Consider the following 20,211-nt stretch of genomic DNA (forward strand, 5'->3'; position numbering starts at 1 on the left):
TTCGACCTGGACAAGGTTGCTGTGCGACGGGTTACCTTTCGCCAGGGGCGACGGGCGCTGCGTGGTCAGCACGTTGATACAGCCGCCCTGATCGATGCCTTTCGCGTCCGGGTCGTACCAGGCGCCCTCCCCTAACGCCACAACGCCGGGAAGAATGCGCGGCGTGACTTTCGCCTCGATATGCACTTGACCGCGGCCATTGAAAATACGCACCTTGTCGCCGCTGGAGATGCCACGCTGTTTCGCGTCGAGCGGATTGATCCACATCTCCTGACGACACGCGGCCTTCAGTACATCGACGTTGCCATAAGTGGAATGGGTGCGGGCTTTATAATGGAAGCCGGTGAGCTGCAACGGCCATTTTTCGCGCTGTGGATCCTCGTGATGCTCGAAGCCCGGGCTGTAGATCGGCAGCGGATGGATCACATCACCATCCGCCAGCTCCCAGCTGGCGGCAATCTCCGCGAGCTGCGTGGAGTAAATCTCGATTTTGCCCGACGGCGTGGTCAGCGGGTTCGCCTGCGGATCCTGACGGAACGCCTGATAGGCCACATGGTGCCCGTCGGGATCGCGCTGTTTAAAAATGCCCTGCGCCCGGAACTCTTCAAAGGAGGGCAACGCCGGGATCGCCGCACGGGACTGCTCATAAAGATGGCGCAGCCAGCCTTCCTGAGTACGACCTTCGGTAAACTGCGCTTCAACGCCCATGCGTTTCGCCAGTTCCGTCGTCATCTCATAAATGGTTTTGCACTCAAACAGCGGAGCGATGGCCTGGTCGGCGAAGATCACGTAATCCATGTTGCCGCAGGAGGCGTCCAGCGCGAAATCCATCTGTTCTGACGCGGTGCAGTCCGGCAGGATAATATCGGCATACTTCGCCGATGCGGTCATGTGGCAGTCCACCACCACAATCAGCTCGCATTTTTTATCATCCTGTAAGATGTCATGGGTGCGATTGATTTCTGAATGCTGGTTGATCAGGCAGTTACCTGCATAGTTCCAGATCATCTTGATCGGCACATCCAGCTTATCTTTGCCGCGCACGCCGTCGCGGGTGGCGGTCATTTCCGGGCCGCGCTCAATGGCGTCTGTCCACATAAACATGGAAATGCTGGTCTGCACCGGGTTTTCCAGCGTTGGCATGCGCTCAAACGGCATCGCATAAGCGCCTTCGCGCGCGCCGCTGTTGCCGCCGTTGATGCCCACATTGCCGGTCAGCAATGGCAACATGGCAATGGCGCGGGAGACCAGCTCGCCGTTCGAATGACGCTGCGGTCCCCAGCCCTGGGAGATAAACGCCGGTTTTGCCATAGCGATTTCCCGCGCCAGCTTGACGATACGGGCCGCCGGAATACCGGTAATGGCCGCCGCCCATTCAGGCGTTTTGGCGATTCCATCGCTGCCGTGGCCCTGGATGTAGGCTTTATAATGCCCGTTGGCCGGTGCCCCTGCCGGCAATGTGGTTTCGTCGTAGCCCACGCAGTATTTATCGAGGAAAGGCTTATCCACGAGATCTTCGTCGATCATCACCCATGCCAGCGCCGACACCAGCGCCGCATCGGTACCGGGGCGGATAGGGATCCATTCGTCTTCGCGCCCTGCGCCGGTATCGGTATAGCGCGGATCGATAATAATCATGCGCGCCTTCGATTTTTCCCGCGCCTGCTCAACGTAGTAGGTCACCCCGCCGCCGCTCATGCGCGTTTCGCATGGGTTATTGCCGAACAACACCACCAGCTGGCTGTTTTCGATGTCGGACGGGCTGTTGCCGTCGGCCCATCCGCCATAGGTGTAATCCAGTCCGGCAGCGATCTGCGCCGTGGAATAGTCGCCATAGTGATTCAGATAGCCGCCGCAGCAGTTCATCAGGCGGGCGATCAGCGTTTTACCCGGCGGCCAGGAGCGGGTCATGGTACCGCCGAGCGTGCCGGTGCCGTAATTCAGGTAGATAGATTCATTGCCGTACTCTTTAATCAGCCGCTGCATAGTGCCCGCGATAGTGTCAAAGGCTTCATCCCAGCTGATGGGAACAAACTTCCCTTCCCCGCGTTTACCCACGCGTTTCATCGGTTGTTTCAGGCGATCGGGATTGTAAACGCGGCGACGCATGGAACGCCCGCGAAGACAGGCGCGCACCTGATGCAGTCCGTCATAGTTGTCATCGCCTGTGTTATCGGTTTCGACATACTTAATTTTGCCGTCCACCACATGCATGCGTAACGGGCAGCGGCTGCCGCAGTTCACGGTGCAGGCGCTCCAGACAACTTTTTCAGTGGATGAGCCTGGCGCAATGGCCTCGGCGGCGCGGGCGATGCGGGAAAAGGGTAAAGTCAGGGCGCTGCTGGCGGCAGCGAGGCCGCCTATGGCTGAGGTTTTCATCAGGCTGCGACGACTCACCCCGGCGGTGAGTAACGCCTCCGGAACAGATATTTTCATAAAAACTCACTTTGCTTGCTCACGAAAAAACACTCGCTATATAGTTTTCTCTATAGCGAAATAACATTTTTTAAGTTTTTTATGCTGCGCTAATACAAAGTGAGTATTACCCTTTTAACAAAAGGGGTTATTGTTCGGTATCAATGAGGCAATAAAAAAGCGCCCGCAGGCGCTTTAAATGTGATGGGTGACGCGGTGATCAGCCGATGTACTCGAGGCCGTTCATATACGGACGCAACACTTCAGGCACTTCGATGCGACCATCAGCCTGCTGGTAGTTTTCCAGCACCGCCACCAGCGTACGACCAACCGCCAGACCCGAACCGTTCAGGGTGTGCACCAGACGGGTTTTCTTGTCGGTTTTGCTGCGGCAGCGTGCCTGCATACGACGTGCCTGGAAATCGCCAATGTTGGAGCAGGAGGAGATCTCACGATAGGTGTTCTGCGCCGGGATCCACACTTCAAGATCGTAGGTTTTGCAGGCGCCAAAGCCCATATCGCCGGTACAGAGGATGATCTTCCGATATGGCAGACCTAACAGCTGCAACACTTTTTCCGCGTGGCCAGTCATCTCTTCCAGCGCGTCCATGGAGTCTTCCGGACGAACGATCTGCACCATCTCGACTTTATCGAACTGGTGCATGCGGATCAGACCGCGGGTATCGCGACCGTAAGATCCGGCTTCAGAGCGGAAGCACGGCGTATGCGCGGTCATTTTGATCGGCAGCGCGTCTTCATCGATGATCTCATCACGTACCAGGTTAGTCAGCGGCACTTCGGCAGTCGGGATCAGCGCATAGTTGCTGCTGTCGGCTTCCTCGTCCAGCGGACGGGTATGGAACAGATCGCCGGCAAATTTCGGCAGCTGCCCGGTACCGTACAGGGTGTCATGGTTCACCAGGTAAGGCACATAGTTTTCGCTGTAACCGTGCTGTTCGGTATGCAGATCCAGCATGAACTGGGCGAGCGCACGGTGCATACGCGCGATCTGGCCTTTCATAACCACAAAGCGTGAACCGGTCAGTTTAACCGCAGCAGCAAAATCCAGCCCGCTGTGCATTTCGCCCAGCGTCACGTGATCCCGTACTTCGAAATCGAAAGTACGCGGGGTGCCCCAGCGGCTGACTTCGACGTTATCATTCTCGTCGCGGCCAACAGGCGCGTCATCGTGAGGGATGTTCGGGATCGCCAGCGCAATATCACGGATTTCTGCCAGCAGGGTTTCCAGTTCGGCTTTCGCCGCATCCAGTTCTTCACCCAGCTTGTTCACTTCCAGGCGTAATGGCTCGATATCTTCCCCGCGCGCTTTCGCCTGGCCAATGGATTTCGATCGCGAGTTACGCTCCGCCTGCAGATTTTCCGTATTGACCTGCAGAACTTTACGACGCTCTTCAAGAGCGCGCAGTTTATCAACATCCAGCTTAAAGCCCCGGCGTGCCAGTTTTTCAGCGACTGCGTCTGGCTCGGTACGCAGCAGATTGGGATCGAGCATGCTTATCCTGTGCTTATCGAATTGAAAATGAGAGAAAGTGGTCACAGCCTGCAACCACCAGAATCATCGATAACCTTACCGCAACGCCACAGTTAGCGATAGCGTTTTGTGGGGCTTTTATGATCCTGTTCAGCCAGCCAGGCGAGCTTTTCGCCAATCTTGCCTTCAAGACCTCTGTTTGTCGGGTGATAATAGCGCGTTTGTGCTATTTCCGGCGGGAAATAGACCTCGCCTGCCGCGTAGGCATTGGCTTCATCATGGGCATAACGATACTGCTGACCGTAGCCTAACTCTTTCATCAGTTTGGTCGGCGCATTGCGCAGGTGGTCGGGCACGTCGTAATCAGGACGCTCGCGCGCATCCGCCATTGCCGCTTTAAAGGCGGTATAGACGGCATTACTTTTTGGCGCGCAGGCCAGATAAACAATGGCCTGCGCGATAGCGCGTTCGCCTTCGGCAGGCCCGACGCGGGTAAAGCAGTCCCAGGCAGAGAGCGCCACCTGCATGGCCCGCGGATCGGCGTTGCCCACATCTTCAGATGCAATAGCCAGGCAGCGGCGCGCAACGTAAAGGGGATCGCCGCCAGCGGTGATGATACGGGCATACCAGTACAGCGCCGCATCCGGCGCGCTGCCGCGCACCGACTTGTGCAGCGCGGAAATCAGATCGTAAAAACGGTCGCCCTTGTTATCAAAGCGCGCGCTGCGCTCACCGGCAATTTCCGTAAGCAGCGCCTCTTTTAAGACACGCTTGCCGCTGTCATCCGCTTCGGCCATGTCCGCCATCATTTCCAGCGTGTTGAGCGCCCGGCGGGCATCGCCGTTAACCAGTTCAGCAATCGCTTTACGGGTTTCGTCCGGCAACACGATATTTTGCCCGCCATAACCCCGCTCTTTATCCGTCATCGCCTGGTTTAGGACTTCTTCGATGTCTTCAACGGTCAGGGATTTGAGCAGATAAACGCGCGCACGGGAAAGCAGTGCTGAGTTAAGTTCGAAGGAGGGATTTTCAGTGGTGGCGCCGATAAAGGTGATAGTGCCGTCTTCAATATGCGGCAGAAAGGCGTCCTGCTGGCTTTTATTGAAACGGTGCACTTCGTCAACAAACAGGATAGTGCGACGTCCGGCATTACGGCTCTGTCGCGCCCGCTCGATCGCTTCACGAATTTCTTTTACGCCGGAGGTGACGGCAGAGATACGCTCAACGTCGGCGTCCGCATAGCGGCCTATCACTTCCGCCAGCGTCGTCTTACCGGTACCCGGCGGGCCCCACAGGATCATGGAGTGCAGATGCCCGGCTTCAATCGCGCGCGGTAAGGGTTTACCGGCCGCCAGCAGATGCTGCTGACCGATATACTGCGCTAAATTTTCTGGCCGCATACGGGCGGCCAGAGGTTGGAACGTATTATCGGAAAAATCGAGCGTCAGATTTCCCACTCATGCCTCTACTTACGTTGGTCATCCACCGTCACGCCCTGCGGCGGGGTAAAGGTGAACTTCGACGGATCGACGGCCCCGTTCTGCTGGGATTTCAGTTGATAGCTGCTGCGCTGATCGTCCTGCTCCACTGCGCTGAACTGATTGATGGTGCCGTTCTGGCTGACGTTAATGGTGAACTGTTTCAGGTTGCCGTTGTTGCCTTTCGGCACCAGCACAAAGTCGTCACCATTCTGTTTAATGTTGTACTGCTGCCAGTCGCTTGCCTGGTTACGGGCAATCAGCATGAAAGGCGTATTGCCGGTGGCTGAGCTGAGATTAGTGGCCGTCGCCTGCTCAACAAACGGGTTGTAGAACCACAATGTTTTACCGTCTGATACCAGGATGCTTTCATCCGGCTGCGTCATGTGCCAGTTAAACAGGTTCGGGCGTTTTACCCATAAATCCCCCTGTCCTTCCTGCACTGCCGCCCCACTGCCATCGGTCACTTTCTGGGTGAAGCTGGCGTGGAAGCTGCTGACTTTGTCCAGACGGCTTTTCAGATCGCCCGCGGCGTCAGCCCAGACGCTGCTGGCCGCGAATGAAGTCAGTAATGCACAGGTAATGGCAATTTTTTTCATTGTTATTCCTTAAGTACGTCACTCCCCATCCGGGAGACTCTTCTGTCACTCACTGTAGGCCTGACGGAACGGCGGCGACAGAGGAAAAGACTGATTTTTCGTTCGTTTACCCAACTTTGCAATCAGAAGGTTAATCGAACGGCGGCGGCGCCAGCACTTCGCGGTTACCGTTATGGCCCTGCTCGCTGACGATGCCCTGCGCTTCCATTTGCTCAATAATACGTGCCGCGCGGTTATAGCCGATACGGAACTGACGCTGTACCCCGGAAATCGACGCTTTGCGTTTTTCGGTGACAAAGTTCACCGCCTGATCGAACAGCGGATCCAGCTCTTCACCGCCATCGAAACCACCGCCGCCGCCTTCGCTTTCCGCATCGGAGGTGATGCCTTCAATGTATTTTGGTCGTCCGCGCGCTTTCCAGTCCTGCACGACGGCGTGCACTTCTTCATCGCGCACAAAGGCGCCGTGCACACGCACAGGCGCTGAGGAGGAATTCGGCCCGGAGTAGAGCATGTCACCCATGCCTAACAGAGATTCCGCACCCGCCTGATCCAGAATAGTACGGGAGTCGATTTTACTGGAAACGGTAAAGGCGATACGCGTCGGAATGTTGGCCTTAATCAGGCCGGTGATCACATCCACGGACGGACGCTGGGTGGCCAGTACAAGGTGAATACCTGCCGCACGCGCTTTTTGCGCCAGACGGGCGATCAGCTCTTCCACTTTTTTACCCACGGTCATCATCAGGTCGGCGAATTCATCCACCAGCACGACGATATACGGCAGTTTTTCCAGCACCGGATGAGTGGCGTCCATGCTGTCGCCCGGTTTCCAGTACGGATCCGGGATCGGACGACCCATACGCGCGGCCTCGGCGATCTTCTCGTTATAGCCGGCAAGGTTACGCACGCCCAGCGCCGACATCAGCTTGTAGCGTTTTTCCATCTCATTGACGCTCCAGCGCAGCGCGTTGGCGGCGTCCTTCATGTCCGTGACCACTTCGGTCAGCAGATGCGGAATGCCTTCATATACCGACAGCTCCAGCATCTTCGGATCGATCATGATGAATTTGACGTCTTCCGGCTGTGCTTTATAGAGCATGCTGAGGATCATGGCGTTGACCCCCACCGACTTACCGGAGCCGGTGGTACCGGCAACCAGCAGGTGCGGCATTTTCGCCAGGTCGGCAATCACCGGCTCGCCGGAAATGTCTTTACCCAGCACCACCGTCAACGGCGAGGCGTTGTCGCGGAATTTATCGCAGTCCAGCACTTCACGCAGGTAAACGGTCTGACGTTTTTTATTCGGTAACTCCAGACCCACATAAGGCTTGCCGGGGATCACTTCCACCACGCGCACGGCCACGGTGGAGAGGGAACGCGCCAGATCGCGGGAGAGATTGGAGATACGCGCGGCTTTCACCCCAGGCGCAAGATTCAGCTCAAAGCGGGTGATCACAGGACCTGGCGAATAGTTCACCACATCGGCTTTGATGCGGAAATCATTCAGGCGCGCTTCAACGAGGCGGGCCATCTGCTCCAGCGCAAAGGTATCAACCGGCTCCGTCTCGCTCGGCGGCGGCGTCAGCAGATCCAGCGACGGCAGGCTGGTAGTCGGTTTCGGCACCGGACGGCTGTCCCCGTTACGCATCAGTAACGGATGGATCAGGCTGTCCTGCGGAGCAGGCTGCCGGGGCTGCTGATACTGCGGCGTCGCAACAGGCTGTTGCTGAGGCTGCTGATACTGCGGCGTCGCAACAGGCTGTTGCTGAGGCTGCTGGTACTGCGGCGGCGCGACGGGCTGCTGCTGAGGTTGCTGGTACTGCGGCGCAGCAGGTTGCTGATAGGGTTGCGGCGCAGGCGCGGCAGGCTGCGCTTCTGGCATTACGCCAGGTGTGAACAGCGGTTCAGTCGGGCCGTCATCCACCAGCGCCTTCATCGGAGAGAAGTCAAAATCAGCCGGAGAGAACGGCGTTGCCCCGGCGGGCTGCTCACCCGAATAACGCTGTTGCTGAGCGGCAGCAAACTGGCGCGCCAGTTCCGCTTCCGCAACCTCGTCTTCATTTATTTCAGCGCTGGTCTGATCGTGCTGGTACTCATCGCCATAGCGACTTTGCTGCGTGGAGGCAAACTGACGGGCCAGTTCGTCCTGCTGCATGGCGTCCGCTTCATCCTCAGAAGCGTAATCCATTTCACGGGCGCGCTCTTCCGCCATCCGCTGGGACGGCAGTTTAATACCATAGGACGCCAGTTCACGACGCGTCGGCACCCGTACCCGATTCGGGCGCGGCAACTGCGGACCAATGCCCTCTTTCACCTGCGGACGTGGCGCGCCGCTACCGGCAAGGCTGAATACCGGCCCGGCGGCGGCAGCGCCCCTAGCAGCGGCGGTTGAGGCTTCTTTAAGCGCGGCGGCCGGTGCAACGGGTGCAGGCTCAATGACTGGCGCAGCCGGTGCCGGGGCAGATTTTGGCGCAGGTTCCGGCTGGGCTGGTTCAGGTATCGGCTGATACCATGCGGCTAGCTGCTCCCGCTCACGGGCGCGCTTCTCTTCTACTTCTTCGAAATAGTAAAGCGGCGGACGGGTATGTTTAATTTCTTCCGGTTGAGGCGCAGGCTCCGGCTCCACTGCCGGCGGTTCCGGCTGCTGCCACTGCTGCTGAACGTGCAGCTCCGGTTCCGGCGTGACCGCGGCATAGGTTTCTGGCTCGGGGTAGACCGGTGCCTGTGCCGCGTAATTTTCATGTTCATGCACTGGCGGCTGAGGCGGCTGATAGTATGACGGCTCTTCCGGCGCCGCATACTGCGCCACAGGAGGCTGCTGGACAGGTGGCGCCACATAAGGCGGCTCGGCCACTGGCTGAGCCGGTGCCTGCATGACAGGTTCTACCGGAGCGCTCCATGCCTGCGCCGCCGTGGTCGCCACGGCTGCTGCCGCAAGGGGTTCGCTGACGCTATGCCCGCTCAGCAGCGGATCGTATTCATCCCACTGCGGCGCGCCTGTCGCTTTAGTGCTGGAGAACAGCACGTCATCGGCATCCGCGGCCACGCCGCGGGCGCTGTACTGAATCTCTTCTTCATCGTCCATCCGGCGACCGGAGAACAGCGCCTCGTCGGTTTTACGACCCAATGGATTAGCAAATTTTTCGGCGACGCGTTTACGGCGCGCAAGCGCGCCGCGCATGATCCGCGCCCGGCGTGATTCACGCTGTACGGGGGCGTCTTCTTCGTACTCGTCGTCTTCGTAGTCGTCTTCATCGACCCAGGTGTCGTCGCGACGGGTGCGGTTACTGGCGAAGGTCAGGATATTAAGGATAACGCTGCCAATCTTTTCCGCGATGCTGACCCAGGACCAGCCGGTAAAGAGCGTAAGCCCCGCCCCCCAGATAAAGAGCAGCGCGAGGGTTCCGCCACTGCTGTGCAGCAGCGGCATCATGGCTGTACTTAACAGGCTGCCGATCACGCCGCCGGAGGCAAAGTACCAGATATCGTCGGCATTGATGGCCGCAAGGCCGCAGGAGGTGAGCACCAGCGCCAGCACGCCGATCAGACGCAGCGAGACGGCGAAGTAATCAATGTAATCTTCCGTCGCGCGATGACGCCAGGTAAACCAGCAGGCACCGACAATAATCACCGGAATGGTGTAAGCCATCACCCCAAAGATAAAGAACAGGGTATCGGCCAGCCATGCGCCCGGCACGCCACCCAGATTATGGATAGGTTCATGCCATGCGGTCTGTGACCAGCTGGGATCGGAAGGGTTAAAGCTGAGTAGCGCCGCCATCAACCAGACAGCAAACAGGGCAACCAGAATCAGCAGTGCTTCGAGTAGACGACGCCCGCTGCTTAATCTGGTCAGTGTGACTTCTTTGTCTTCAGTATATTCCTGGCTCAAGTAAGGCTCTCCAGGTCCTTGATGCTAAAACGGAGAACAGCGCCAGGTTGCCCCGGCACTGTTGCTGTATGGATTAACAGGAGTGTAATCAAACTACACCGATTTTGCACCTGTTCCGTGTTAGCGCGTCTTAATAACCAGACGATTGCTTTGTTTAACTTCTTCCATAACAACATAGGTACGGGTGTCGTTCACGCCCGGCAGACGCAGCAGGGTTTCCCCTAACAGTTTGCGATAGGCCGACATATCCGGCACGCGTGTTTTCAACAGGTAGTCGAAATCACCGGATACTAAATGACACTCTTGAATTTCTTCAAGTTTTTGTACTGCAGCATTGAACTGCTCAAACACATCCGGCGCGCCACGATTCAGAGTAATCTCAACAAAAACCAGAAGTGATGCATCCAGATAGTGCGGGTTTAACAGTGCTGTGTAGCCCTGAATAAAACCCTGTCTTTCAAGCCGGCGCACGCGCTCAAGGCACGGCGTTGGAGAAAGTCCTACTCGCTTTGAAAGCTCGACGTTGGAAATACGCCCATCCTTTTGCAGCTCGTTAAGAATGTTACGATCGATACGGTCGAGATCTTTCCCAGGGCGCTTCTTGCTATCTACCATTATTATTGTCTCTCTGTATTCCTTCCCTACTCCTGCCTTGACCCTGTGCACTTCACTGTTGAGAGTCTTTGCCCGTCGGTTTATGCATCGCTGGTTATTGTTAGTTGCGCTACATATTCCAGGGGTCTGTATTGAGAAGACCGTTGCCAGCGGCAGCTATTAATATCGCGCATGGCGTCTGTCCACGCCGTGCGTCGATTTCAATAACCCGGTAAAATGGCATTTGCATGCATGAATTTGCGTCATGCGCGAAACACTGCTTTTTTTCTTCCTCGAATGTTTTCGCAAATGCGCAGGGGATTGTCAAAGCAAAACATCTTTTTTTAGTACAACATGCCAGATATTCATCAACACCTCCTGGCAAACCTCATTTTATCGCCTTATAACAGGCCAAATTTCAGTAGAATTTATTATGGATCTCCCCGCCGGGGTGGATCCATCGGCTACACAAATCATTAACATAGTCGCTGCACCCTTTTTTTACGCCCGTAAATTCCCTACAATCCTGCGCATTGTCCGCTAACTATAATGAGGATCTCATGGGCACGGCTAAACACAGTAAGCTGCTTATCCTTGGTTCAGGCCCCGCTGGTTACACCGCTGCGGTCTATGCTGCACGCGCTAACCTGCACCCGGTACTGATCACCGGTATGGAAAAAGGCGGCCAGCTCACGACCACCACTGAAGTGGAAAACTGGCCTGGCGATCCGCATGATTTGACCGGACCGCTGTTGATGGAGCGTATGCATGAACACGCTGCGAAATTCGAAACGGAAATTCTTTTCGATCACATCAGTAAAGTGGATCTGCAAAACCGTCCGTTCCGTCTGACCGGCGACAGCGGCGAGTACACTTGTGATGCGCTGATCATCGCAACCGGCGCCTCCGCCCGCTATCTCGGCCTGCCGTCAGAAGAAGCTTACAAAGGACGCGGCGTGTCCGCCTGCGCCACCTGCGACGGATTTTTCTACCGCAATCAGAAAGTAGCGGTGATTGGCGGCGGCAATACGGCGGTTGAAGAAGCGCTTTATCTGGCGAACATTGCCTCGGAAGTGCACCTGATCCACCGCCGCGACACCTTCCGCGCGGAAAAAATTCTGATCAAACGTCTGATGGATAAAGTGGCGAGCGGCAATATTGTGCTGCACACCCACCGTACGCTGGAAGAAGTGACCGGCGACCAGATGGGCGTAAGCGGCCTGCGCCTGCGCGATACGCAGAACAGCGATAACGTAGAATCTTTAGAAGTTGCCGGTTTGTTCGTCGCCATTGGCCACAGCCCGAACACCGCTATTTTTGACGGTCAGCTGGAGCTGGAAAACGGCTACATCAAAGTGCAGTCGGGGATCCACGGCAACGCGACCCAGACCAGCATTCCGGGCGTGTTTGCGGCGGGCGATGTGATGGATCATATCTACCGTCAGGCGATCACCTCTGCCGGAACCGGTTGTATGGCCGCGCTGGATGCTGAACGTTATCTCGACGGTCTGGCTGAAAACAGTAAATAATTTCAGCGAGTAAGGCACTTAAAGACAAAGTAAAGAAGGCGACTATCAGTCGCCTTTATTTTTTCGCCGTTGTAACATTGCCGTGCATAAATTTATGGTCACTTTACCTGCTAAGCGCGCAATGAATAAAACCCGTCAACAAGAACTAACCCGCTGGCTCAAACAGCAAAGCGTAATTTCCCGTCGCTGGCTGATGACCTCCCGCATTCTGGGGCTTGTCAGCGGCATATTGATCGTGGCTCAGGCCTGGCTGCTGGCCACCATCCTTAATCATATGATTATGGATAATATTCCCCGCGAGGCGCTGCTGCTGCCCTTTGTGCTGCTGGTGCTGGTGTTTATTCTCCGCGCCTGGGTGGTGTGGCTGCGCGAACGCGTCGGCTTCCATGCCGGTCTGCACATCCGCTACGAGATCCGCCGTCTGGTGCTGGACCGTCTGCAACAGGCAGGCCCGGCGTGGATCCAGGGAAAACCGGCGGGCAGCTGGGCGACGCTCATTCTTGAGCAGATCGACGACATGCATGATTACTATGCGCGCTATTTGCCGCAGATGGCGCTGGCTGCCAGCGTGCCGCTGCTGATTGTGCTGACGATTTTCCCGACCAACTGGGCCGCTGCGCTGATCCTGCTCGGCACCGCGCCCTTGATCCCGATGTTTATGGCGATGGTCGGCATGGGCGCCGCAGATGCTAATCGCCGCAATTTTAAAGCGCTGGCAAGGTTAAGCGGGCATTTTCTGGATCGCCTGCGCGGTATGGAAACGCTGCGCATTTTTGGCCGGGGTGAAGCGGAAACCGAAAATATTCGCCAGGCATCCCAGGATTTCCGCAGCCGCACGATGGAAGTGCTGCGCATGGCGTTTTTATCTTCCGGCGTGCTGGAATTCTTTACCTCCCTTTCTATTGCGCTGGTCGCGGTTTATTTCGGCTTCTCTTATCTGGGCGAGCTGAATTTTGGTCATTATGGCGCAGGCGTCACGCTGTTTGCGGGCTTCCTGACGCTGATCCTCGCGCCGGAGTTCTTCCAGCCCCTGCGCGATCTGGGCACCTTCTATCATGCGAAAGCGCAGGCCGTTGGCGCGGCTGACAGCCTGAAAACCTTCCTCGAAACGCCGCTGGCATGGCCGGAACGCGGCGAACGCACGCTGAATACCGATGAGCCGGTCAGCGTGGTGGCCCGCGGCGCGGTGATTAAATCACCGGAAGGCGCGATCCTTGCCGGGCCGCTCGATTTTACCCTTCCTGCCGGGCAGCGCGTGGTGCTGGTCGGGCAAAGCGGTTCCGGGAAAAGCTCGTTGATTAACGCCCTCTCCGGTTTTCTCAGCTATGAAGGATCGCTGCAAATCAACGGCGTCGAGCTGCGCGATCTCGATCCGCTGGCGTGGCGCAGGCAGCTAAGCTGGGTCGGGCAGAATCCACAGCTTCCGGCGACCACGCTGCGCGATAACGTGCTGCTGGCCCGTCCGGATGCCAGCGAAGCAGAGCTTAAAGCCGTGCTGGACGCCGCCTGGGTGAGCGAATTTCTGCCGCAGTTGCCGCAGGGGATTGATACGCCAGTGGGCGATCAGGCGGCGCGTCTGTCCGTCGGGCAGGCCCAGCGCGTGGCCGTTGCGCGTGCGCTGCTGAATGCCAGCCAGCTGATGCTGCTGGATGAGCCGTCCGCCAGTCTGGATGCGCACAGCGAACAACGTGTCATGCAGGCGCTGAATACCGCCTCGCTGCGTCAGACCACCCTGATGGTGACCCACCAGCTGGAAGGACTGACGGACTGGGACAGTATCTGGGTGATGCAAAACGGCAGGCTGGTTGAACAAGGCGATTATGTCGCTCTCGCCGCCGCAGGCGGGCCTTTCGCCGCCCTGCTCGCCCATCGTCAGGAGGAAATTTAAATGCGCGCGCTCCTTCCCTATCTCGCATTATATAAACGCCATAAATGGCTGCTGACGCTGGGCGTGGTGCTCGCCATTGTGACGCTGCTGGCCAGTATCGGTCTGCTGACCCTCTCCGGCTGGTTCCTCTCCGCCTCGGCGGTGGTTGGCGTGGCGGGTATTTACAGTTTTAACTATATGCTTCCCGCCGCCGGGGTGCGTGGCGCGGCCATTACGCGCACCGCTGGCCGCTATTTTGAGCGGCTGGTCAGCCACGATGCCACCTTCCGCGTTCTTTCTCATCTGCGCGTTTCCACCTTCAGCAAGCTGCTGCCGCTTTCTCCTGCCGGGCTGGCGCGTTTCCGTCAGGGCGATCTGCTAAACCGCGTGGTGGCGGATGTGGATACGCTGGATCATCTCTATCTGCGGGTGATTTCGCCGCTGGTCGGCGCGCTGGTCGTCATCCTTGTGGTGACGCTGGGTCTTGGCGTGCTGGATGTCACGCTGGCGCTGACGCTCGGCGGCATTATGCTGCTGACCTTACTCCTGCTGCCGCCGCTGTTTTACCGGCTGGGTAAATCCACCGGTGAAAAACTGACCGCGCTGCGCGGTCAGTATCGCCAGCACCTGACCAGCTGGCTGCAGGGCCAGGCTGAGCTGACCATTTTTGGCGCCAGCCAGCGTTACCGTGAGCAGATGGAGAATACCGAATTAAGCTGGCATGACGCCCAGCGTCGTCAGTCAGAGCTGACCGCGCTTGCCCAGGCGCTGATGCTGCTGATTAGCGGCTTTGCGGTGATTGCCATGCTGTGGCTGGCGGCGGGCGGCGTGGGCGGCAATACCCAGCCCGGTCCGCTGATTGCGCTCTTTGTTTTCTGCGCGCTGGCCGCCTTCGAAGCGCTGGCGCCAGTGACAGGCGCGTTCCAGCATTTAGGCCAGGTGATCGCCTCTGCGCGTCGTATCACCGAGATCACTGATTGCCCGCCGGAAGTGACTTTCTCTGCCGGGGAAACGGCCCTGCCTGCGCAGGTCTATCTGCGGCTTGACGCCGTGTCCTTCACCTATCCGCAACAGGTACAGCCAGCGCTCAAAGGCGTATCGCTGGAAGTGACCGCCGGGCAGCGCGTGGCCATTCTGGGACGCACCGGCTGCGGTAAATCTACGCTGCTGCAACTGCTGACGCGGGCATGGGATCCGCAGCAGGGCGAGATCCTGCTGAACGGTCAGCCGCTGACAAGTCTCAGCGAAGCCGCCCTGCGCGCCACCATCAGCGTGGTGCCGCAACGGGTGCATCTGTTCAGCGCCACCCTGCGTGATAACCTGCTGTTAGCCTCCCCTGCCGCTTCCGATGAGGCGCTGGCGACAGTGCTGACTCAGGTCGGGCTGGAAAAGTTGCTTGATGACGGCGGGCTGAACAGCTGGCTGGGCGAAGGCGGCAGGCAGCTCTCCGGCGGCGAACTGCGCCGTCTGGCGATCGCCCGTGCTTTGCTGCATGATGCGCCGCTGTTTTTACTGGACGAACCGACCGAAGGGCTGGACGCCACCACTGAAAGTCAAATCCTTGATTTGCTTGCTGAAGTGACGAAAGGCAAAACGGTGCTGATGGTTACCCACCGTTTGCGTGGTTTGTCGCAATGCGATCAAATAATAGTGATGGACAACGGTGAAATAATTGAGCAAGGTAATCACGCAGCGTTAATGGCAAAACAGGGTCGCTACTACCGGTTTAAGCAACGGCTGTAAATTTGAATCATTCCTTGTTGCGTTGTGGAGCGTTGTGGTCATGCGCCTGGTTCAGTTATCTCGTCATTCTGTTGCTTTTCCCTCGCCCGAAGGGGCGTTGCGTGAACCTAACGGGCTGCTGGCGCTGGGCGGCGATCTCAGCCCTGCCCGCCTGCTGATGGCTTATCAGCGCGGCATCTTTCCCTGGTTTTCTCCGGGCGACCCTATCCTGTGGTGGTCGCCGGATCCACGCGCCGTCCTGTGGCCGGAACAGTTTCACCTCAGCCGCAGCATGGCCCGCTTTCACAAGCGTTCCCCTTACCGCGTCACCCTCAATCATGATTTTGGACGGGTGATCGCAGGCTGCGCCCATGATCGTGATGAAGGTACCTGGATCACGCCGGATGTGGTGCTGGCGTATCATCGTCTGCATGAGCTGGGCTACGCCCATTCCATCGAAGTCTGGGAAGGGGATGAGCTGGTTGGCGGCATGTACGGCGTGTCGCAGGGCGCGTTGTTTTGCGGCGAGTCAATGTTCAGCCGCCGGGTGAACGCCTCGAAAACGGCGCTGCTGGTATTGTGCGAGGATTTCCTGCGTCAGGGCGGCCAGTTGATCGACTGCCAGGTATTAAATGAACATACCGCCTCTCTCGGCGCGACAGATATTCCGCGGCGGGAATATCTGCAACACCTGAATGCGATGCGTCTGCAAAAGATGCCGCCACATTTTTGGGTGCCGCGGACGTTATTTACGCCCGCGCGGTGAATGTTTTCGGCACATTTCTTGTCAGAGTGTTATAATGGACGCGCAGAGTAGCTTCTGCCTGTTGCCCCGCCACCGTTTGGGACTAGCTCGAATCAGGTAACGCCCTTCGTTTATCTTGTCGCTCCCCTTTACGTTCGCGCTTTTACGCGTCGGTTTATAATGTGGGCAATACGCCAAGGTTACTTTGCTGCGCAATTATCCGCGCAAATCTTTACTTAACTGATGAATTTCGGCATTATCTTGCCGGTTCAAAAAAATTTTGGTAGTGATACCCCCGAGGACTAGATGGCCAAAGAAGACAATATTGAAATGCAGGGTACCGTACTGGATACGTTACCTAATACCATGTTCCGCGTTGAGCTGGAAAACGGTCACGTGGTAACTGCGCATATCTCCGGTAAAATGCGTAAAAACTATATCCGCATTCTGACGGGCGACAAAGTGACTGTTGAGCTGACCCCGTACGACCTGAGCAAAGGCCGCATTGTCTTCCGTAGTCGCTAATAGCAATCGCTGCTACGCCTTCACTGGCGTATAGAAAGACTAAAGGTCGGGCAATCCCGGCCTTTTTTATTTGCCGCGAAAAAGTACAGCCATAAAAAAACCGGGTTTTCACCCGGTTTTGTTTTATTTAAAAGAGATTAATGCGCGGCTTCGGCTTTGTGCTTCTGGGCACTCTGAAAACCGTAGGTCAGTTCATTTTTCTCTTTATCCAGCGCCACTGTCACCTGGCCGCCGTCCACCAGCGAACCAAACAGCAGTTCGTTGGCGAGCGGTTTTTTCAGGTTATCCTGAATGATACGTCCCATCGGACGCGCACCCATGGCACGGTCATAGCCTTTCTCTGCCAGCCAGTCGCGCGCTTCCTGACTGACTTCCAGCGATACGCCTTTCTGATCCAGCTGCACCTGGAGTTCGACGATAAATTTGTCGACCACCTGATGGATAACCTCGGTGGAGAGGTGATCGAACCAGATAATATTGTCGAGACGGTTACGGAATTCCGGCGTAAAGATCTTCTTAATCTCGCCCATCGCATCGGTGCTGTTATCCTGGTGGATCAGGCCAATGGATTTACGCTCGGTTTCACGTACCCCGGCGTTGGTGGTCATCACCAGCACCACGTTACGGAAGTCCGCTTTACGCCCGTTATTATCGGTCAGCGTGCCGTTGTCCATCACCTGCAACAGCAGGTTAAAGACATCCGGGTGCGCTTTCTCGATCTCGTCCAGCAGCAGTACCGCATGCGGATGCTTGATCACCGCATCCGTTAACAGTCCGCCCTGATCGAAGCCGACGTATCCCGGAGGCGCGCCGATCAGACGACTGACCGTATGGCGTTCCATATACTCGGACATATCAAAACGCAGCAGCTCAATGCCCAGCGCTTTCGACAGCTGCACCGTCACCTCGGTTTTCCCGACCCCGGTCGGCCCGGCGAACAGGAAAGAGCCAACAGGTTTATGATCCTGACCAAGACCGGCACGGCTCATCTTAATCGCTTCGGTTAACGCCTCAATCGCATTATCCTGCCCGAAGACCAGCATTTTCAGGCGGTCGCCGAGGTTTTTCAGCGTATCGCGATCGCTCTGCGAGACGCTTTTCTCAGGAATACGTGCGATGCGGGCCACCACGGATTCGATGTCCGCCACGTTGACGGTTTTTTTACGTTTGCTGACCGGCATCAGACGCGCACGCGCGCCCGCTTCGTCGATCACATCAATCGCTTTATCCGGCAGGTGACGGTCATTGATATATTTCACCGCCAGCTCCACCGCCGCACGTACCGCTTTCGCGGTGTAACGCACGTCGTGGTGCGCTTCGTACTTCGGCTTCAGCCCGTTCAGGATCTGCACGGTTTCTTCTACAGACGGCTCGGTGACGTCGATTTTCTGGAAACGACGCGCCAGCGCACGATCTTTCTCGAAGATGTTGCTGAACTCCTGATACGTGGTGGAGCCCATCACGCGGATCTTACCGCTGGAGAGCAGCGGTTTGATAAGGTTAGCGGCATCCACCTGACCACCCGACGCAGCGCCCGCACCGATAATGGTGTGGATTTCGTCGATGAACAGAATACTGTTGGTATCCTGCTCCAGCTGCTTTAACAGCGCCTTAAAGCGTTTTTCGAAATCGCCGCGGTATTTAGTGCCCGCCAGCAGCGAACCAATATCCAGCGAATAAACTGTACAGTCGGCCATGATTTCCGGCACGTCGCCCTGCACAATACGCCAGGCGAGGCCTTCAGCAATGGCGGTTTTCCCCACGCCGGACTCACCCACCAGCAGCGGGTTGTTTTTGCGACGACGGCACAGAACCTGAATGGTGCGCTCCAGCTCCTTATCGCGGCCGATCAGCGGGTCAATTCCGCCGACACGAGCAAGCTGATTAAGATTGGTGGTGAAGTTTTCCATACGTTCCTCCCCGCCTGCCTGCTCTTCAGTATTAGGTTGGTTGCCGGGTTCGGACGACTGGCCTGGCTCATCTTTACGCGTACCATGTGAAATGAAATTCACGATATCAAGACGGCTAACTTCATGTTTGCGCAGCAGATAGGCTGCCTGCGACTCTTGTTCGCTGAAAATGGCGACAAGCACGTTCGCACCGGTCACTTCATTGCGGCCGGATGACTGAACGTGGAAGACCGCGCGCTGCAACACACGCTGGAAGCTGAGCGTAGGTTGGGTATCCCGCTCCTCTTCGCTGAGCGGCAGCACGGGTGTGGTTTGTTCGATGAAGGCTTCAAGTTCCTGACGCAGCGCGACCAGGTCCACGGAGCACGCTTCGAGTGCTTCGCGAGCTGATGGGTTACTGAGCAACGCCAGTAACAAGTGCTCTACGGTCATAAACTCATGTCGGTGCTCGCGCGCTCTGGCGAAAGCCATGTTTAAACTGAGTTCCAGTTCCTGGTTGAGCATTGGGCACCCCCCTCAATAGTTTGCCTTGATCAGGCTTTTTCTAACGTACACAACAATGGATGTTCGTTCTCCCGGGCATACTCATTCACCATCGCCACCTTGGTCTCCGCAACTTCGGCGGTAAACACACCACAGATAGCTTTCCCGTGATAGTGAACGGTGAGCATCAATTGCGTTGCGCGTTCTACATCATAAGAAAAGAACTTTTGTAGCACGTCAATAACAAATTCCATCGGCGTGTAATCATCGTTCATTAACATTACTTTATACATGGATGGCGGTTTTAGCGCTTCGCGCTGTTTATCTGCCGCCAGCTGGTCGAAATCCAGCCAGGTATTGGTCTTGCCCATCGCTCGTATTCATCTTCGGTTGAAGTTGCCAACAGCGTGCACACTGTCAGTAACTTGAGTCTAGATGCATTTTGAATCTACATCATAAGTGAGATAACTATCATCTATCATTGCCATCCGCGATGGCTGTCACAAACTACCGCAATTGCGTTAACTGCTTCAAAATTTTGACTCAATCATGCTTCGCTGCACACCCTAACGCTTGACCCAAAGCCCGAAATATCTAAATTGTACAGGTCGGGAGTTGGCGACGTTTTGAACAACTGCCCTCTCTGCCACCGGTTCATTCCATCTTACTTAAATAAGATTTACGAAGGATGTCGAAGCATGGAAACGGGTACTGTTAAGTGGTTCAACAACGCCAAAGGGTTCGGCTTTATCTGCCCTGAAGGCGGCGGCGAAGACATTTTCGCTCATTATTCCACCATCCAGATGGATGGTTACAGAACGCTCAAAGCCGGGCAGATGGTCCGGTTTGATGTACATCAGGGACCGAAAGGCAATCATGCCAGCCTCATTGTCCCCCTTGAAACGGAAGCCGTTGCGATTGCCGAGGCCGTCGCGTAGTCCTGCTTCGTTTCATTGT

General features: G+C 56.7%; 14 protein-coding genes. 6 read left to right on the plus strand and 8 right to left on the minus strand.

Annotated features, from left to right (window positions below; all coding sequences use genetic code 11):
* The 6 genes from dmsA to lrp all read right to left on the minus strand — a co-directional run.
* Window positions 1-2,436 (minus strand): dimethylsulfoxide reductase subunit A (gene dmsA, locus ACQUTD_RS20300; RefSeq protein ID WP_473277317.1); only part of this gene is annotated, 2,436 nt, incomplete at its 3' end.
* A 199-nt stretch (window positions 2,437-2,635) separates the two neighbouring features.
* Window positions 2,636-3,928 carry a serine--tRNA ligase gene (gene serS, locus ACQUTD_RS20305; RefSeq protein WP_473277318.1) on the minus strand — a complete coding sequence of 431 codons (1,293 nt, stop codon included), beginning with the start codon at window positions 3,926-3,928 and terminating at the stop codon, window positions 2,636-2,638.
* Window positions 3,929-4,020: 92 nt separating this feature from the next.
* The gene (rarA, locus tag ACQUTD_RS20310) at window positions 4,021-5,364 is read right to left on the minus strand and encodes a replication-associated recombination protein RarA (RefSeq protein WP_072568018.1); all 1,344 of its coding nucleotides are present in this window, start codon (window positions 5,362-5,364) and stop codon (window positions 4,021-4,023) included.
* An 8-nt stretch (window positions 5,365-5,372) separates the two neighbouring features.
* Window positions 5,373-5,984, minus strand: coding sequence for an outer membrane lipoprotein periplasmic chaperone LolA (lolA, locus tag ACQUTD_RS20315; RefSeq protein ID WP_072568017.1), 612 nt, complete (start codon window positions 5,982-5,984; stop codon window positions 5,373-5,375).
* Between the two features lie 130 nt (window positions 5,985-6,114).
* Entirely contained in the window at window positions 6,115-9,879 is a 3,765-nt protein-coding gene (gene ftsK / locus ACQUTD_RS20320; RefSeq protein ID WP_473277319.1) for a DNA translocase FtsK, read from the minus strand.
* 120 nt (window positions 9,880-9,999) lie between these two features.
* The gene (gene lrp, locus ACQUTD_RS20325) at window positions 10,000-10,494 is read right to left on the minus strand and encodes a leucine-responsive transcriptional regulator Lrp (RefSeq protein WP_000228469.1); all 495 of its coding nucleotides are present in this window, start codon (window positions 10,492-10,494) and stop codon (window positions 10,000-10,002) included.
* Window positions 10,495-11,033: 539 nt separating this feature from the next.
* On the opposite strand from lrp, the gene trxB reads away from it, so the two are divergent.
* The 5 genes from trxB to infA all read left to right on the plus strand — a co-directional run bounded on the left by trxB (window position 11,034) and on the right by infA (window position 16,861).
* A complete protein-coding gene (gene trxB / locus ACQUTD_RS20330) occupies window positions 11,034-12,002 on the plus strand; it encodes a thioredoxin-disulfide reductase (protein WP_199775921.1) in 969 nt (322 codons plus the stop codon).
* Window positions 12,003-12,123: 121 nt separating this feature from the next.
* On the plus strand, window positions 12,124-13,890 hold the full coding sequence (cydD, locus tag ACQUTD_RS20335; protein WP_473277320.1) for a heme ABC transporter permease/ATP-binding protein CydD: 1,767 nt from the start codon (window positions 12,124-12,126) through the stop codon (window positions 13,888-13,890).
* Complete coding sequence (gene cydC / locus ACQUTD_RS20340; protein WP_473277321.1) at window positions 13,891-15,612, plus strand: heme ABC transporter ATP-binding protein/permease CydC; 1,722 nt, start codon at window positions 13,891-13,893, stop codon at window positions 15,610-15,612.
* 40 nt (window positions 15,613-15,652) lie between these two features.
* Window positions 15,653-16,357, plus strand: coding sequence for a leucyl/phenylalanyl-tRNA--protein transferase (aat, locus tag ACQUTD_RS20345; protein WP_473277322.1), 705 nt, complete (start codon window positions 15,653-15,655; stop codon window positions 16,355-16,357).
* A gap of 285 nt (window positions 16,358-16,642) precedes the next feature.
* Window positions 16,643-16,861, plus strand: coding sequence for a translation initiation factor IF-1 (gene infA, locus ACQUTD_RS20350; protein WP_002211347.1), 219 nt, complete (start codon window positions 16,643-16,645; stop codon window positions 16,859-16,861).
* A gap of 137 nt (window positions 16,862-16,998) precedes the next feature.
* Here the strand turns inward: infA and clpA are convergent, their stop codons facing one another.
* Together clpA and clpS are read right to left on the minus strand one after the other, a co-directional pair.
* Window positions 16,999-19,275 (minus strand): ATP-dependent Clp protease ATP-binding subunit ClpA, encoded by a 2,277-nt coding sequence (gene clpA / locus ACQUTD_RS20355; RefSeq protein WP_072568011.1) that lies wholly within the window; start codon window positions 19,273-19,275, stop codon window positions 16,999-17,001.
* A gap of 29 nt (window positions 19,276-19,304) precedes the next feature.
* A complete protein-coding gene (clpS, locus tag ACQUTD_RS20360; protein WP_072568010.1) occupies window positions 19,305-19,625 on the minus strand; it encodes an ATP-dependent Clp protease adapter ClpS in 321 nt (106 codons plus the stop codon).
* A gap of 327 nt (window positions 19,626-19,952) precedes the next feature.
* Here clpS and cspD point away from each other — a divergent pair, with 327 nt between their 5' ends.
* The gene (gene cspD / locus ACQUTD_RS20365) at window positions 19,953-20,192 is read left to right on the plus strand and encodes a cold shock-like protein CspD (protein WP_072568009.1); all 240 of its coding nucleotides are present in this window, start codon (window positions 19,953-19,955) and stop codon (window positions 20,190-20,192) included.
* Window positions 20,193-20,211 lie beyond the last annotated feature (19 nt).

This window comes from Enterobacter sp. K510 (assembly GCF_055804875.1).

What these genes read in the sequence shown, in the direction of transcription:
- serS (WP_473277318.1), bottom strand. Translation starts at nt 3,928, where the DNA reads ATGCTCGATCCCAATCTGCTGCGTACCGAGCCAGACGCAGTCGCTGAA.
- lolA (WP_072568017.1), bottom strand. Translation starts at nt 5,984, where the DNA reads ATGAAAAAAATTGCCATTACCTGTGCATTACTGACTTCATTCGCGGCC.
- lrp (WP_000228469.1), bottom strand. Translation starts at nt 10,494, where the DNA reads ATGGTAGATAGCAAGAAGCGCCCTGGGAAAGATCTCGACCGTATCGAT.
- trxB (WP_199775921.1), top strand. Translation starts at nt 11,034, where the DNA reads ATGGGCACGGCTAAACACAGTAAGCTGCTTATCCTTGGTTCAGGCCCC.
- cydD (WP_473277320.1), top strand. Translation starts at nt 12,124, where the DNA reads ATGAATAAAACCCGTCAACAAGAACTAACCCGCTGGCTCAAACAGCAA.
- cydC (WP_473277321.1), top strand. Translation starts at nt 13,891, where the DNA reads ATGCGCGCGCTCCTTCCCTATCTCGCATTATATAAACGCCATAAATGG.
- aat (WP_473277322.1), top strand. Translation starts at nt 15,653, where the DNA reads ATGCGCCTGGTTCAGTTATCTCGTCATTCTGTTGCTTTTCCCTCGCCC.
- infA (WP_002211347.1), top strand. Translation starts at nt 16,643, where the DNA reads ATGGCCAAAGAAGACAATATTGAAATGCAGGGTACCGTACTGGATACG.
- clpA (WP_072568011.1), bottom strand. Translation starts at nt 19,275, where the DNA reads ATGCTCAACCAGGAACTGGAACTCAGTTTAAACATGGCTTTCGCCAGA.
- clpS (WP_072568010.1), bottom strand. Translation starts at nt 19,625, where the DNA reads ATGGGCAAGACCAATACCTGGCTGGATTTCGACCAGCTGGCGGCAGAT.
- cspD (WP_072568009.1), top strand. Translation starts at nt 19,953, where the DNA reads ATGGAAACGGGTACTGTTAAGTGGTTCAACAACGCCAAAGGGTTCGGC.